The sequence below is a fragment of the Kitasatospora sp. NPDC059812 genome, assembly GCF_042732075.1.
Taxonomy (GTDB): Bacteria; Actinomycetota; Actinomycetes; order Streptomycetales; family Streptomycetaceae; genus Kitasatospora.
Window position 1 is genome coordinate 138,369 of sequence record NZ_JBHWIO010000011.1, and the last position, 14,080, is coordinate 152,448.

Consider the following 14,080-nt stretch of genomic DNA (forward strand, 5'->3'; position numbering starts at 1 on the left):
GTGTCCTTTGCGGGGATGGTGTACCGGTGGTGATTGGCCACCGGGCGTTCCGGGAGTGGTTCAGGAGGGCCGGGGCCCCCTGGCTCAGTGCGCCTCTTCGAGGGCACCGGCGATGTAGCTGCTGGCGAGCATCACGAAGATGTAGGCCTGCAGGAACTGGACCAGCAGCTCGAAGGCGGTCAGGCCGACGGCGACGACGAACGAGGCCGAGCCGTAGAGCGCACCCAGGGTCGGGCTGAGCAGGTACCAGGAGGCAACGGAGAACATCACGACCAGCAGGTGGCCCGCGAACATGTTCGCGAAGGCTCGGACCGCGAGCGTGAAGGGGCGCACGAAGATGTTCGAGAAGAACTCGATCGGCACCAGGATGAACATGACCCAGCCGGGGATGCCCGAGGGCCAGCAGAGGTTCTTGAGACCGCCGACGAAGCCGTGCTTCTTGAAGGTCAGCGTCATGTAGGTGATCCACACGACCGCCGCGAGGCCGGCCGGGAACGCGATCGCCGCCGTCACGGGGAACTGTGCGAACGGGATGATCGACATGATGTTCATCAACCAGATGAAGAAGAACATCGAGACGAGCATCGGGACGTACTTCTCGCCCTTCTTGCCGATCGTCTCCAGCACGATGGAGCGCTTGACGAAGTCGTAGCCGATCTCGCCGACCAGCTGCAGCTTGCCGGGGACCAGGCGCGGCTTGGCGAAGGCGGCCCAGAAGAAGACGACGACCAGGAGCGCAACGATGACCGACAGCAGCATCGGCTTGTTGAACTCGATGCTGCCGATCGAGAAGATCGGCTTGAACTGGAACTCGTTCAGACCCGGGGCCGGGAAGCCGCAGCCAGCGTCCCCGAAGTGGCAACTGCCTGAGGCGAGGAACGTGAGCTGATCAGCACTCACCACGGACTCCTTCGTCGTGACGCATGGTTACGGCAACCTCGGTGTGTCGGCGTGGCCTGCGGCCACGGAGCGGCACTGAAACTTGATGGGTTTCTCGCGGATCCCGCGCGCCGGTGCGCCGCACCACAGCGGGATCATCGAAGACTGCGCGGATTCGGGGGGCGATCCGTCCGCTGTTCGGACAGACCTGGCCGCTTCCCGTACTCCGTTGTTGCGACGGACGATAGCAGTCCGTCAGTGCGGCATAAACACCGCCCCCCTCGTTGGGGGGACAGTCGGGCCTCGTCACTGTTGACGCCCCGAGTCGGAAGGCTTGTCACCCTTCTTTTCCGAGGCGTCGGGGTCGACGTAGAAGGTCTTGGCCTTCAGCGCGCCACGCACCTGGAACCCCGTCCAGATCAGCGCGCAGCCGAGCAGCGTGAAGGCGAAGGCCTGCCGGTTGAAGAGCCCGGTGTCCTTGAAGACGGCCAGGACGATGCCGACCAGCAGGATCTGCGTGGTGTACACCAGGAGCGCCGCGGCCATCATGATCTGCGGGTTCGACCTGGTCAGGCGGTCGAGCGCGACCTGGCCGGAACTGAAGAAGGCCATCACCAGCAGCGCGCCGAAGAGGGCGCCGAGCAGCCCCTTCCCGCCGGCGACGGCGAACGAGATCGCCATGGCGATGATCCCGGCGGCCGCAGTGGGAATCGCGGCGCCTCGGAGGATCCGGGCGTCGGTGGACGGCATGTCGGCAGCTCCGGCGGCATGTCGATGAGACGGGGGGACGGGGCACAGAAGGTGGTGGGTGACACCGGACCGAGAGGCCGCCGCCCGGGCCGCCCGCTGGAGCGGCGGGCCCGTCGAGGGAGACCGACCAGGGACGGAAGTCCTCCACCTGTCAGGTCTTTCGGCGTGTTCTCGGTACTCGTGAACGGTATCACAAACTATTTGATGAGAGCTTTACCATGAATGTGTGGCACCTGTCACACCGACGGCGCAACGGTACAGCCGAACGGGTGAGGCCATCCGACGGAACATCAACTGCCTTGCTAGCGGCGGCCGGTGGTCCGGCCGTGGTCGTCGAGCGCGGAGGCTCCCCGGTCGGCTTCACCGAGAAGTTGCTTGTCCTTTGCCGACAGTTCGGCCATGGGGGCGGGCGGACGGCGCCGGTAGCGCGGCGGGACGAAGGCCTGCACCGCCTTCGGCGCGCGCGGCCGGAACTGCGGCGTCAGCAGCACCACCAGGCCGACCAGGCAGAGCCCGGCGAGCGTCAGCACCACGGTGCGGCCGGTGTTGGTGACCGAGAAGGCCACCGTGCCGAAGGCGATCAGCGCGGCCCAGAAGTACATGATCAGGACCGCACGGCTGTGCGAGTGCCCGACCTGGAGCAGCCGGTGGTGCAGGTGGCGCTTGTCCGCGGCGAACGGCGACTGGCCGGCCCAGGTGCGGCGCACCACCGCGAGCAGCAGGTCCGCCAGCGGCAGCGCGATGACCGTCAGCGGCAGCAGCAGCGGGATGTAGATCGGCACCAGGGCGTGCACGGTCGCGGTCTGCGAACCGGTCTCGCTGCTGATCAGGTCCGGGTCGACGCGGCCGGTGATGGAGATCGCGGCCACGGCCAGCATCAGGCCCAGCATCATCGAGCCGGAGTCGCCCATGAAGATCCGCGCGGGGTGCATGTTGTGCGCCAGGAAGCCCAGGCACATGCCGATCAGCAGCACGCTGAACAACACCGCGGGCGCCGCGTCGGTGATCGTGTAGCCGTACCAGAGCCGGTAGCTGTACAGGAAGAACGCCATCGCGGCGATGCAGACCATGCCGCCCGCCAGGCCGTCCAGGCCGTCGATGAAGTTCACCGCGTTGACCATGACGACGACCAGGGTGACCGAGATGACCATGCCCTGGGTGGGGCTCACCGCGACCGCGCCGACACCGGGCACCGGGAGGGTGATCACCGTGACGCCCTGCCAGACCATCACACCGGCGGCGATCATCTGGCCGCCGAGCTTCACCAGCGCGTCCACGCCCCACTTGTCGTCGAGCACCCCGAGCAGCCACATGATCCCGGCGCCGGACAGCAGCGCGCGGATGTCGGTGCCCTGCGAGAACACCTTGCTCAGGTTGTCCAGCTGCGAGGCGACCAGGATGCCCGCGCACAGCCCGCCGAACATGGCGATCCCGCCGAGCCGCGGCGTCGGCTCGCGGTGCACGTCGCGGGCGCGGACCGGCGGCATGGCGCCGGCCGCGATGGCGAACTTCCGGACCGGGCCGGTCAACAGGTAGGTGACGGCGGCGGTGCAGAACAGCACCAGCAGATACTCACGCACCACCGGCCTCCTGCGTCACTGTCCAACGGGGAGGTACCGAAGGTACTCCCCTGCGTTCCCGGGGTTCGAGGTGCGTCGCCACGCCCCACACCTTATTGAGTCGGACGCTCAAGGCACGCATCGCGGTTCGCTCTCCCGGGTAGGAGATCCGAATATCCGTCGACGACGCTCTCGTCACCGCCGGTCGGCGAAGGACAGGGCCAGCTCCCGGACCCGGTTCGCCACCCGCGCGCCCGTGCCTCCGGCGAGCGCCTGAGCGATCAGCCCGGCGAGCTCGGCGAGTTCCGCCTCGCCCATCCCCTGGCTGGTCACCGTGCCGGTGCCCAGCCGGATCCCGGAGGCCTCGGCCGCCGGAGCCGGGTCGAAGGGCAGCGCGCACTTGCCGAGCAGCAGTCCGGCCACGGCGCAGCGCCGCTCGGCCTCCGCACCGGTGACGCCCAGCGGGCTCACGTCCGCCGTCACCAGGTGGGTGTCGGTGCCGCCGGTCAGCGGGCGCATCCCGGCCGCCGCGAGCCCTGTCGCCAGCACCCGCGCCCCGTCCACCGTCCGCTGCGCGTACGCCCGGTAGCCGGGCGTCGCCGCCTCGGCCAGCGCCACCGCCTTGCCGGCCACCTCGTTCATCGCCGCCCCGCCCTGGCTGAACGGGAACACCGCCCGGTCGATCCGCTCGGCCAGCTCCGCGGTGGACAGCAGCAGGCCCCCGCGCGGGCCGCGCAGCAGCTTGTGGGTGGCCGCCACGGTGACGTCCGCGTACGGCACCGGGGAGGGCGCCACGCCGGCCGCGACCAGGCCGGCGGTCTGGGCGACCGAGGCGATCAGGTAGGCGTCCACCTCGTCGGCGATCTCCCGGAAGGCGGCCCAGTCCGGGTGCCGGGGGTGCGAGATCGAGCCCGCCACGATCGCCTTCGGGCGGTGCTCGCGGGCCAGGTCGCGCACCTGGTCGAGGTCGATCAGGCCGTCGGCCTCGCGCACCCCGTACCCGGTGAAGGCGAACCAGCGGCCGGAGAAGTTCGCCCGCGAGCCGCAGCTGAGGTGGCCGCCGTGCTCCAGCGACATCGCCAGCACCCCGTCGCCGGGCCGCAGCAGCGCCGCGTACGCCGCCAGCATCGCCGAAGTCGCCGACCGGGGCTGGACGTTGGCGTGCGGGGCGGCGAACAGCTCACGGGCCCGGTCGATCGCCAGCAGCTCGGCGGCGTCCGCGAGGGCGCAGCCGGTGTGGTGCCGGCGGCCCGGGTAGCCCTCGGCGTACTTGTCGATCAGCGGCCCGCTCAGCGCCGCCAGGACGGCCGGGGAGGTCAGGTTCTCCCCCGCCAGCAGCTGGACCGTCTCGGCCCGCCGCTCGGCCTCGGCCGCCAGCAGGTCGGCCACCTGCGGATCGGCCCGGTGCAGTGCCTCGGAGGCCCACGGGCGCCCTCTGGTCGCGGTCGGGCCGGTCGGGGCGTCGGTGACGGTCATGGCGGGGCTCCGGGGCGGCGTGGGGGCGCCTCCCGGCGTGGGGGCCGGGAAGGGTGGGTTCCTCCAGCGTAGGACCGGCCGGGCCGGGCGGCTCGTCGGCGCGGGGCCATTCGGCGCTCGGCCGCCGCGGGCCGTCCCCTGGTCTCCGGGGGGCCGCCGGGGGGCCTCCGGGCCGCTCGCGGCGCGGGCGGTCAGCGCAGCGCGGGCACGCCGGTGAGCGCGGTGACCACCGGGTCGACCGCGTGGAATATCTCCTCGCCGCAGTTGCGGAACATGCCGATCGGGGCCCCGTACGGGTCGTCCAGTTCGTCGGACTCCGGGGTGGCGGCGAGCAGCCAGCCGCGCAGCGCGGCGGCCGCCCGGACCAGGGCGCGGGCGCGCTCGGTGACGTCGGCGCCGCGGCGCGGGTCGGGCAGGGTGCCCGGGTCGATCGTCCGCACCAGGCGGGTGAACTCCTTCAGGGTGAAGGTGCGCAGCCCCGCCTCGTGGCCCATCGAGATGACCTGGGCGCGGTGGTCCAGGGTCGCGGTGAGCACCAGGTCGGCCTCGACCACGTGCTCGTCCAGCAGCTCGCGGCCGGTGAAGCCGCCGCTGTCGGCGCCGTACTCGTCCAGGACGGTCACGGCGTGGTCCTCCATCGGCGCGCCCACGTGGCCCCAGGTGCCGGCGCTCTCCACCAGGATCCGGCCGGCCACCCGGGGGCTGAGCCGGGTGTCCAGCTCACGCCGGGTGAGCCGCTCGGCGATCGGCGAGCGGCAGATGTTGCCGGTACAGACGAACAGGATCCGGAAGTGGTCCAGCGGCCTGGGGCCCACACTCAGGTACGGCGCTATGCCGGGCCCGGCATGGAGCGAGGCGATGGGCGTCAACTGCCGGCCTCCAGGTCGGGGACGACCTCCCTCAGCTGCTCGACGCTGATCGCGCCCGCCCGCAGCAGGACCGGGACCTTGCCCGTGACGTCGACGATGGACGAGGCGGTCGCGTGGTCCGCCTGTCCGCCGTCCAGGTAGACCGAGATGGCGTCGCCGAGCTGCGCCTGCGCCTCGTCGCAGGTGGCCGGGGACGGGCCGCCGGTCTTGTTGGCGCTGGAGACGGCCAGCGGGCCGGTGGCGTTCAGCAGCTCGATGGCGACCGGGTGCAGCGGCATCCGGACGGCGACGGTGCCGCGGGTCTCGCCGAGGTCCCAGCGCAGCGAGGGCTGGTGCTTGGCGACCAGGGTGAGCCCGCCCGGCCAGAACGCGTCGACCAGCTCCCAGGCCTGCTCGGAGAAGTCGGTGACCAGGCCGTGCAGGGTGGTCGGCGAGCCGACCAGCACGGGCGAGGGCATGTTGCGGCCGCGGCCCTTGGCGGCCAGCAGGTCGCCGACGGCCTCCGGCGAGAAGGCGTCCGCGCCGACCCCGTACAGGGTGTCGGTGGGCAGCACGACGAGTTCGCCCCGGCGAATGGCCGAGGCGGCCTCGCGCAGGCCGGTGGCGCGGTCCCCGGCGTCGGCACAGTCGTAACGGCGGCTCATCGGTGCGGTCCCCTTCCGGAATGGCTCATCACAGCGTTCACAGCACGGTCTTCACGGCGCGGCCGGGCGAGCGGCGCTGCCGCGGCCCGGCTGCTCACAACGACGCCCTGCGGGCTGTCGTGAAGCGCGGTCGGTTGTTCAGGTCGCGGTGGTCGGCGGTGTCCGTCCAGCCGCGTTCCTCGTTGAAGATCCACGGGACCTGCCCGCCCTGCTGGTCGGCGTGCTCGATCACCACCGCGCCGCCGGGGCGCAGCAGCCGGGCGGCCACCCGCTCGATGCCGCGGATGGTGTCCAGGCCGTCCTCGCCGGAGAACAGCGACATCTGCGGGTCGTGGTCGCGGGCCTCCGGGGCGACGTACTCCCACTCGGTGAGCGGGATGTACGGCGGGTTGGAGATCACCAGGTCGAAGCGGCCGTCCCAGGAGCGGTCGTCGGCGAAGGCCCGGGTGGCGTCACCGGCGTGCAGGGTGACCCGGGCGCGGTCGGGGCTGGCCTCGATGTTGCGCCGGGTGTACTGCAGCGCGCCCTCGTCGAGTTCGAAGGCGTGCACGGTCGAGCGCGGCAGCTCCTGGGCCAGGGCGAGCGCGATGGCGCCGGAGCCGGAGCACAGGTCGACGACCAGCGGCTCGGCCACGTCCATGTCGCGGACGGCGTCTATGGCCCACTCGACGACCGTCTCGGTCTCCGGCCGGGGCACGAACACCCCGGGGCCGACCTCCAGTTCGAGGTAGCGGAAGAACGCCCGCCCGGTGATGTGCTGGAGCGGTTCGCGCGCCTCGCGGCGGGAGACGGCCTCCCAGTAGCGGGCGTCGAAGTCGGCGTCCTTCACCGAGTGCAGCTGGCTGCGCTTGACGTTGTGGACGTAGGCGGCGAGTTCCTCCGCGTCGAAGCGCGGCGACGGCACGCCGGCCGCGGCCAACCGCTGGGTGGCCTGGGCCACCTCGGCGAGCAGCAGGTTCATCCGTACGACCTCTTGTTTCTGCGCTCCGGCTCGCGCCGTCGCTCGGGCTGGGGCGCGCCGGTCTCAGTTCTGTTGGGCCGAGGCGAGCTTGGCCGCCGCGTCCGCGTCGACGCAGGACTGGATCACCGCGTTCAGTTCGCCGTCCAGGACCTGGTCCAGGTTGTACGACTTGAACCCCGTGCGGTGGTCCGAGATGCGGTTCTCCGGGTAGTTGTACGTCCGGATCCGCTCGGAGCGGTCCACCGTACGGACCTGGCTGCGACGCGCGTCCGAGGCCTCGCGCTCGGCCTCCTCCTGCGCGGCGGCCAACAGGCGCGACCGCAGGATGCGCATCGCCTGCTCCTTGTTCTGCAGCTGGCTCTTCTCGTTCTGGCAGGACGCCACGATACCGGTCGGCAGGTGGGTGATCCGGACCGCGGAGTCGGTGGTGTTGACCGACTGGCCGCCGGGGCCGGACGAACGGTAGACGTCGATCCGCAGGTCGTTGGCGACGATCTCGACCTCGACCTCCTCCGCCTCGGGGGTGACCAGCACGCCCGCCGCGGAGGTGTGGATGCGGCCCTGGGACTCGGTGGCGGGGACGCGCTGCACGCGGTGCACGCCGCCCTCGTACTTCAGCCGGGCCCAGACGCCCTGCCCGGGCTCGGCGTTGCCCTTGGTCTTCACGGCCACCGAGACGTCCTTGTAGCCGCCGAGGTCGGACTCGTTGGCGTCGATGATCTCGGTCTTCCAGCCGATCCGCTCGGCGAAGCGCAGGTACATCCGGAGCAGGTCGCCGGCGAACAGCGCGGACTCCTCGCCGCCCTCACCCGCCTTGATCTCCAGGATGACGTCCTTGTCGTCGCTCGGGTCGCGCGGCACGAGCAGCATCCGCAGCTCCTCGGTCAGCCCCTCGCGGCGCTGCTCGCCCTCCTTCACCTCGGCGAGGAACTCCGGTTCCTCGGCGGCGAGTTCGCGCGCGGCCTCGATGTCCTCGCCGGCCTGTCGCCACTGCCGGTAGACCCGGGTGATCGGGGTCAGCTCGGCGTACCGCTTGGCCAGCTTGCGAGCGTTGGCCTGGTCGGCGTGGACGGACGGGTCGGCCAGCCTCTTCTCGAGGTCGGCGTGCTCGACGAGGAGCTCTTCGACTGCCTCGAACATGGAGTGGGCCTTCTTCCCGTGAGAACCGTTGGGAGCCGGTGGGAACCGGCCGGTGGTGCGAACCGCTGGAGGGGGTGCTGGGGGGATGCGAACGGCGCCGGCCCCCAGCGCCCCCGGAACGAGTACGGGGGCACCGGGAACCGGCGCCGTGGGAGCGCTAGGCCTTCGCGCTGTGCTGCTTGCCGAAGCGGGCCTCGAAGCGGGCCACGCGGCCACCGGTGTCGAGGATCTTCTGCTTGCCGGTGTAGAACGGGTGGCACTGCGAGCAGACCTCGGCGCGGATCTCGCCACTGGCCTCGGTCGAGCGGGTCGTGAACTCGGCACCGCAGGTGCAGGTCACACGGGTGACCACGTACTGGGGGTGAACGTTGGGCTTCAAGGGGTTCTCCTAGGTTCGGGAGGGCACCGGGTCGGCGGCGGGAGCGCCGCACGTGAACCGGGACCGACGGACCAGTCTGCCAGGACCGGCCGCATCTTCCCAAACCGGGTCGTGTTCCGGGATATTCCGGGCGCAGCTCAGCGCCGGGCGGGAGCCTTCGCCGGGGCCGTGGGGGCGGCCGTGGGGGCGGCCTGGGCGGGGTTCTCGGGCTGCGCCGAGACGATCGCCTGCGGGACCGGCTGGTCGGCCTTGAGGGCCGCCCAGAGCTGGTCCGCCTGCGGCTGCTGCTCGACCACCCGGTTGGGGTCGCCGGGCGCGGTCACCACCGGCAGGGTCACCATGCCGAGCTGGTCCGGCCCGATCCCCTTGAGCTCCTGGACGAGCCCCACCAGGGCGTTCACCGAGCCCAGCGCGGAGTCGGTGGTGATGCTGCGGGTCATGGTGTCGCCGATCGACCAGAGCTTGACCGGGTTGGAGTAGAGCCCGATCCCGCCGGCCTGCTGGAGCAGCGACTTCACCATCTGCTTCTGGAGTTCGATCCGGCCGAGGTCGCTGCCGTCGCCGACGCCGTGCCGGGTGCGGACGAAGGCCAGCGACTGCTGCCCGTCGAGGTGGTGCTCGCCCGGTGCCAGGTCGAGCCCGCTGTCCTTGTCGTGGATGGCCACCGTGGTACTCACGGTGGCCCCGCCTATCGCGTCCACGACGCGGGCGAAGCCGGCGAAGTCGATCTGCACGTAGTGGTCCATCCGCAGCCCGGTGAGCTGCTCGGTGGTCTTGACCGCGCAGGCCGCGCCGCCGGCCTCGAAGGCGCTGTTGTACATCGCGCGCTTGGCGCCGGCCACCGCCTTGCCGCCGGCGTCGGTGCAGTCGGGCCGGGTGACCAGGGTGTCGCGCGGGATCGAGACGACCTCGGCGTGCGAGTGGTCCTGGTTGACGTGCAGCACCATCGCGGTGTCCGAGCGGGCGGTGTCGCCGGTGTCGCCGCCGGCCAGGTCGCCGTTCTCGCCGTTGCGCGAGTCGGAGCCCAGCACCAGGACGTTGAACGAGCCGTCGGTGGCGGCCGGCGGGCGGGCGTCGCCGAGGCGGGCGTTGATGTCGACGCTCTTGATGTTGCCGTTGAGTTTGACGTACGCGTAGCCGGCCGCTCCGGCGCCGAGGACGACGAGCGCGGCGAACGCGCAGGCGGCCGCCCGCAGGATCTTGCGGCGGCGGGTCAGGACCCTCTTGTGCTCGGCCATACGGTCCAGAGTAAAACGGACAAGATGATCAAAAAGCCTCAAGATGTCCCAACTCTGGAACAAAGCCGGGTGGACGCACCGAACCCCGGACCGCTCGCGCGGTCCGGGGTTCGGTGGGCGACAACCGTCCGGCTACGGTCAGTCGTTGGAGCCGGGGGTGGTCTTGGCGATCTGCATCAGGAACTCGGCGTTGCTCTTGGTCTGCTTCATCTTGTCCAGGAGCAGCTCGATCGCCTGCTGCGAGTCGAGCGCGTGCAGCACCCGGCGCAGCTTCCAGACGATGGCCAACTCCTCGCTGCCGAGCAGGATCTCCTCCTTGCGGGTGCTGGAGGCGTCCACGTCGACGGCCGGGAAGATGCGCTTGTCCGAGAGCTTGCGGTCGAGCTTGAGCTCCATGTTGCCGGTGCCCTTGAACTCCTCGAAGATCACCTCGTCCATGCGCGAGCCGGTCTCGACCAGCGCGGTGGCCAGGATGGTCAGCGAGCCGCCGTTCTCGATGTTGCGCGCGGCGCCGAAGAACTTCTTCGGCGGGTACAGCGCGGTCGAGTCGACACCACCGGACAGGATGCGGCCGGAGGCCGGCGCCGCCAGGTTGTAGGCGCGGCCGAGGCGGGTGATCGAGTCCAGCAGGATGACCACGTCGTGGCCCAGCTCCACCAGGCGCTTGGCGCGCTCGATGGCCAGCTCGGCGACGGTGGTGTGGTCCTCGGCCGGGCGGTCGAAGGTCGAGGAGATGACCTCGCCCTTCACCGACCGCTGCATGTCGGTGACCTCTTCCGGACGCTCGTCGACCAGGACGACCATCAGGTGGCACTCGGGGTTGTTGTGGGTGATCGCGTTGGCGACCGCCTGCAGCACCATCGTCTTGCCGGTCTTCGGCGGCGCGACGATCAGACCGCGCTGGCCCTTGCCGATCGGCGACACCAGGTCGATGATCCGGGTGGTCAGGATGCCCGCCTCGGTCTCCAGGCGCAGCCGGTCCTGCGGGTAGAGCGGGGTGAGCTTGTTGAACTCGGGGCGGCCGCGACCGCTCTCCGGGTCCATGCCGTTGACGGAGTCCAGCCGCACCATGGCGTTGAACTTCTCGCGGCGCTCGCCGTCCTTGGGCTGGCGCACCGCGCCGGTGATGGCGTCGCCCTTGCGCAGGCCGTTCTTGCGGACCTGGGCGAGCGAGACGTAGACGTCGTTCTGGCCCGGCAGGTAGCCGGAGGTGCGCACGAACGCGTAGTTGTCGAGGATGTCGAGGATGCCCGCGACCGGGATCAGGACGTCGTCCTCGCCGACCTGCGGCTCGGCGGGGCCGGCCTCGAAGCCCTCGCGGCGGGCGCCACGGCCCCGGCGGTCGCGGTAGCGGCCACGGCGGCCGCGGCGGCCGTCGCCGAACTCGTCGTCGTCGTAGCCGCCCTGCTGGATCTGCGGCTGCTGGGTCTGCTGGCCGCCCTGGCGGGCCTGCTGGCCGTCGCCCTGAGCGGCCTGCTGCTGGCCGCCGCCCTGCTGGGGCTGGCGGTCGGTGCGCTCGCGGCGGTTGCGGCGGTCGCGGCGCGACTCGCGGGAGTCGCCGTCCTGGGCCTCGCCGCCGTCCTGGCGCTCGGCGCGCTCGGGGCGCTCCGCCCGCTCCGGGCGGTCGCTGCGGTCCCGGCGGTCCCGGCGGTCGCGACGGGTCTCGGTGCGGCCCTCCTCGCGGCCCTCGAAGGCGCGGGTCTCGGCCTGGCGGGTCTCGGCCTGCTTTGGCTCGGCCACGACGACGGCGGCGTCGGCCGTGACGTCGGCGGTCGGGGCGCCGGCGGCCGAGGTGGCGCGGCGGCGGGTGCGCTCGGCACGGGCGGGCGCGGCGGTCTCGGCGGCGGCCTGGACCGGGATCTCGATCTGGGCCTGCGACTCGGCGGCGGCCGGGGCCGCGGCGGCCGCAGCGGCGGCGGCCTTGGTGCGGCGGGCCGGCTTCTCGGCCGGCGCCTCGGCGGCGTCCGCCTTGGCGGCGGTGCGCTTGGTGGCGGCGGCCGGAGCACCACCGGCGGCGAGCAGCGGGTCTCCGCCGCTCTTCTCCTTGATGGTCTCGATCAGCTGGCTCTTGCGCATGCGTCCGGTACCGGTGATGCCCAGGTCCCCGGCGAGCTTCTGCAGCTCGGCCAGGACCATGCCGTCCAGGCCAGCGGCGGCGGTACGGCGGCGCCGCGCCGGGGTCGCGGGGGCGGCGGCTGCGTCCGACGCCTCGGCGTCCTGGCGCGCGCCCATCAGATCGGTGGAGTCGCTCACTAAGGGTCCTTCCCTGGAGCGGACGTCGGCCTGTCTGGCTCGGCGACCGGTTGTGCTGTCCTGACCGACGCTCGACTGCGTCGGTCCGAGGCGGTGATCCCCCGAAAGGCGGAAGCCGGTCGAGGGAGAGCTGCGAGGTGCGGTGCGTGAAGCACGGTGGTGCTGAGTGGCGCGGCGGGCCGGTCGGTCGTGTGCCGACCGGGCGTACCCCCACGCTTGCCTGCGAATCCCGGGCCCCCGTCGCGTGACGGTGGACCGCGCTCCGCCCGTCCTGGCCTCAAGGTGGGAGGCCGCGAGTGGGAGTCAGGTGCCGTCACGGCTTCGGGATGCGGCCGCGTGTCGCGCAGGCAGGCTGCGTACGCGCTGCGGTGGGCTCCCGGAGAATCGTCGCCCCGTGCATCGCCGCGACTCCACGGCAGTGGAGTGCTGGGATCGGGACGCGGCGCACCGAGCCCCGGAGGGCACCTGGTGCAGCAATGAGGTTAACACTACCGACCCCCTCAGACATTCCCCAGCCTTGCGCTTGCCAATCGTGTCCGGACGGCCCGGCTCGGCAGGTGGCCGGGCCAGGCCGGACGAGCAGCCCGGACGGGCCGTTCAGCCGTCCAGCGGGAGCACGGTGGCCCCGATCCGGTCGAGCTCCAGGCGGTGCGCGGCGAACGCCGGGTCGCCGCCGTGGCCGTGGTGCCCGGCGAAGGAGAGCACCTTGTCGGCGCCCGCCTCGTCGGTGAGCGCGAGGACGGTCGGGCCGGCCCCGGAGATCACCGCGGGGACGCCCTCCGCGCGCAGCGCGCCCACCAGGGCGGCGCTGTCGGGCATGGCGGAGGAGCGGTAGTCCTGGTGCAGGCGGTCCTCGGTGGCGGCGAGCAGCAGCTCGGGCCGCCTGGTCAGCGCCTCGACCAGCAGCGCGGCGCGGCCGGCGTTGACGGCGGCGTCGGTCAGCGGGACGGTCTTCGGCAGCAGGCCGCGGGCGGTCTCGGTGAGCACCTCGTCGGCGGGGACGAACACCACCGGGACGACCTGGTCGGAGGGCTCCAGGCTGACCGCCTTGGCCGACTCCTCGTCCGTCCAGGCGATGGTGAAGTTGCCGCGCAGGCAGGCCGCGACGTTGTCGGGGTGGCCCTCCAGCTCGGAGGCGAGGGCCAGCAGCGCGTCGTCGTCCAGCGCGGACGGGCCGCCGATGGTGACCGCGCGGGCGGCCACGATGCCGGCGCAGATCGCGGCCGAGGAGGAGCCGAGGCCGCGGCCGTGCGGTATCCGGTTGGCACAGACCACTTCGAGGCCGCGCGGCTGGCCGCCGAGGCGGTCGAAGGCGGCGCGCATCGAGCGGACCAGCAGGTGGCGCTCGTCGCGGGGCAGCGTCTCGGCGCCCTCGCCGGCGATGTCGATGGAGAGCCCGGAGTCGGCGACCCGGACGACCACGTCGTCGTACAGGCCCAGCGCGAGGCCGAAGGCGTCGAAGCCCGGGCCGAGGTTGGCGCTGGTCGCGGGAACCCGGACCCGGACGGCGGCGGCACGGAACGCGGGACCGGCCATGCGGTGGACTCTCCTGGGGAAATCGGGCGGCGCGGATCGCGTCGTCGGTGCGAAGGCGGGGAATGGACCGCAGGCCCCGGCGGGGCGGGCGGTCACGGTCGTTGGCGCGGCCTGGAGAAGGCCGGACCCGGGGCATGTGCCACACGGCCGAACCCAGAGTATCGAAGAGAGGTTCCCCAGTGGTACACCCCGTGGTCCTCCGATCTGGTGTGTTGCCGCTTCTGGCCGGAATGCGTACCGGAATCGGATCGGAATGCGCGGCGTAATTGACACAAAAGTGTCACCGGAGAACATCGACGGGCCGACCCCCGAAAGGGTCGACCCGGGGGGGGCGGGGGGGGGCCCGCGGGGCGGGGGGGGGGCGGGTGTCCCGCGGCCCGCGGCGGCGGCGCCGCG

12 protein-coding genes are annotated in these 14,080 nt (G+C 72.0%); all 12 read right to left on the minus strand.

The annotated features are described in order from the left end of the window. Positions 1–84 precede the first annotated feature (84 nt). The 12 genes from atpB to thrB all read right to left on the minus strand — a co-directional run bounded on the left by atpB (position 85) and on the right by thrB (position 13,684). Complete coding sequence (gene atpB, locus ACFV6D_RS08780; protein ID WP_063347805.1) at positions 85–900, minus strand: F0F1 ATP synthase subunit A; 816 nt, start codon at positions 898–900, stop codon at positions 85–87. 285 nt (positions 901–1,185) lie between these two features. Next, a complete protein-coding gene (locus ACFV6D_RS08785) occupies positions 1,186–1,629 on the minus strand; it encodes a hypothetical protein (RefSeq protein ID WP_063347806.1) in 444 nt (147 codons plus the stop codon). A gap of 302 nt (positions 1,630–1,931) precedes the next feature. Continuing rightward, a complete protein-coding gene (locus ACFV6D_RS08790) occupies positions 1,932–3,209 on the minus strand; it encodes an MraY family glycosyltransferase (RefSeq protein WP_063347807.1) in 1,278 nt (425 codons plus the stop codon). 174 nt (positions 3,210–3,383) lie between these two features. Further along, positions 3,384–4,664, minus strand: coding sequence for a serine hydroxymethyltransferase (glyA, locus tag ACFV6D_RS08795; protein ID WP_380558962.1), 1,281 nt, complete (start codon positions 4,662–4,664; stop codon positions 3,384–3,386). 191 nt (positions 4,665–4,855) lie between these two features. Then, entirely contained in the window at positions 4,856–5,497 is a 642-nt protein-coding gene (locus ACFV6D_RS08800) for a protein-tyrosine-phosphatase (RefSeq protein ID WP_063351136.1), read from the minus strand. Between the two features lie 32 nt (positions 5,498–5,529). Next, positions 5,530–6,177: an L-threonylcarbamoyladenylate synthase gene (locus ACFV6D_RS08805; RefSeq protein WP_063347809.1), complete on the minus strand. Its 648-nt coding sequence runs from the start codon at positions 6,175–6,177 to the stop codon at positions 5,530–5,532. A 94-nt stretch (positions 6,178–6,271) separates the two neighbouring features. After that, entirely contained in the window at positions 6,272–7,138 is an 867-nt protein-coding gene (gene prmC / locus ACFV6D_RS08810; RefSeq protein ID WP_063347810.1) for a peptide chain release factor N(5)-glutamine methyltransferase, read from the minus strand. Positions 7,139–7,201: 63 nt separating this feature from the next. Next, positions 7,202–8,278, minus strand: a complete 1,077-nt coding sequence (gene prfA / locus ACFV6D_RS08815) for a peptide chain release factor 1 (protein ID WP_380336750.1) — start codon at positions 8,276–8,278, stop codon at positions 7,202–7,204. Between the two features lie 157 nt (positions 8,279–8,435). Continuing rightward, positions 8,436–8,657 carry a 50S ribosomal protein L31 gene (gene rpmE / locus ACFV6D_RS08820; RefSeq protein ID WP_063347812.1) on the minus strand — a complete coding sequence of 74 codons (222 nt, stop codon included), beginning with the start codon at positions 8,655–8,657 and terminating at the stop codon, positions 8,436–8,438. 137 nt (positions 8,658–8,794) lie between these two features. Then, positions 8,795–9,895, minus strand: a complete 1,101-nt coding sequence (locus ACFV6D_RS08825) for an LCP family protein (protein WP_380372633.1) — start codon at positions 9,893–9,895, stop codon at positions 8,795–8,797. 138 nt (positions 9,896–10,033) lie between these two features. Beyond that, positions 10,034–12,148: a transcription termination factor Rho gene (gene rho, locus ACFV6D_RS08830; RefSeq protein WP_063347814.1), complete on the minus strand. Its 2,115-nt coding sequence runs from the start codon at positions 12,146–12,148 to the stop codon at positions 10,034–10,036. A 597-nt stretch (positions 12,149–12,745) separates the two neighbouring features. Beyond that, on the minus strand, positions 12,746–13,684 hold the full coding sequence (gene thrB / locus ACFV6D_RS08835; protein WP_063347815.1) for a homoserine kinase: 939 nt from the start codon (positions 13,682–13,684) through the stop codon (positions 12,746–12,748). Between the last annotated feature and the right edge of the window lie 396 nt (positions 13,685–14,080).

Bases quoted from the DNA above. Each gene is read 5' to 3' on its own strand.
- glyA (WP_380558962.1), bottom strand. From the start codon at position 4,664: ATGACCGTCACCGACGCCCCGACCGGCCCGACCGCGACCAGAGGGCGC.
- ACFV6D_RS08825 (WP_380372633.1), bottom strand. From the start codon at position 9,895: ATGGCCGAGCACAAGAGGGTCCTGACCCGCCGCCGCAAGATCCTGCGG.
- thrB (WP_063347815.1), bottom strand. From the start codon at position 13,684: ATGGCCGGTCCCGCGTTCCGTGCCGCCGCCGTCCGGGTCCGGGTTCCC.
- ACFV6D_RS08785 (WP_063347806.1), bottom strand. From the start codon at position 1,629: ATGCCGTCCACCGACGCCCGGATCCTCCGAGGCGCCGCGATTCCCACT.
- ACFV6D_RS08805 (WP_063347809.1), bottom strand. From the start codon at position 6,177: ATGAGCCGCCGTTACGACTGTGCCGACGCCGGGGACCGCGCCACCGGC.
- prmC (WP_063347810.1), bottom strand. From the start codon at position 7,138: ATGAACCTGCTGCTCGCCGAGGTGGCCCAGGCCACCCAGCGGTTGGCC.
- prfA (WP_380336750.1), bottom strand. From the start codon at position 8,278: ATGTTCGAGGCAGTCGAAGAGCTCCTCGTCGAGCACGCCGACCTCGAG.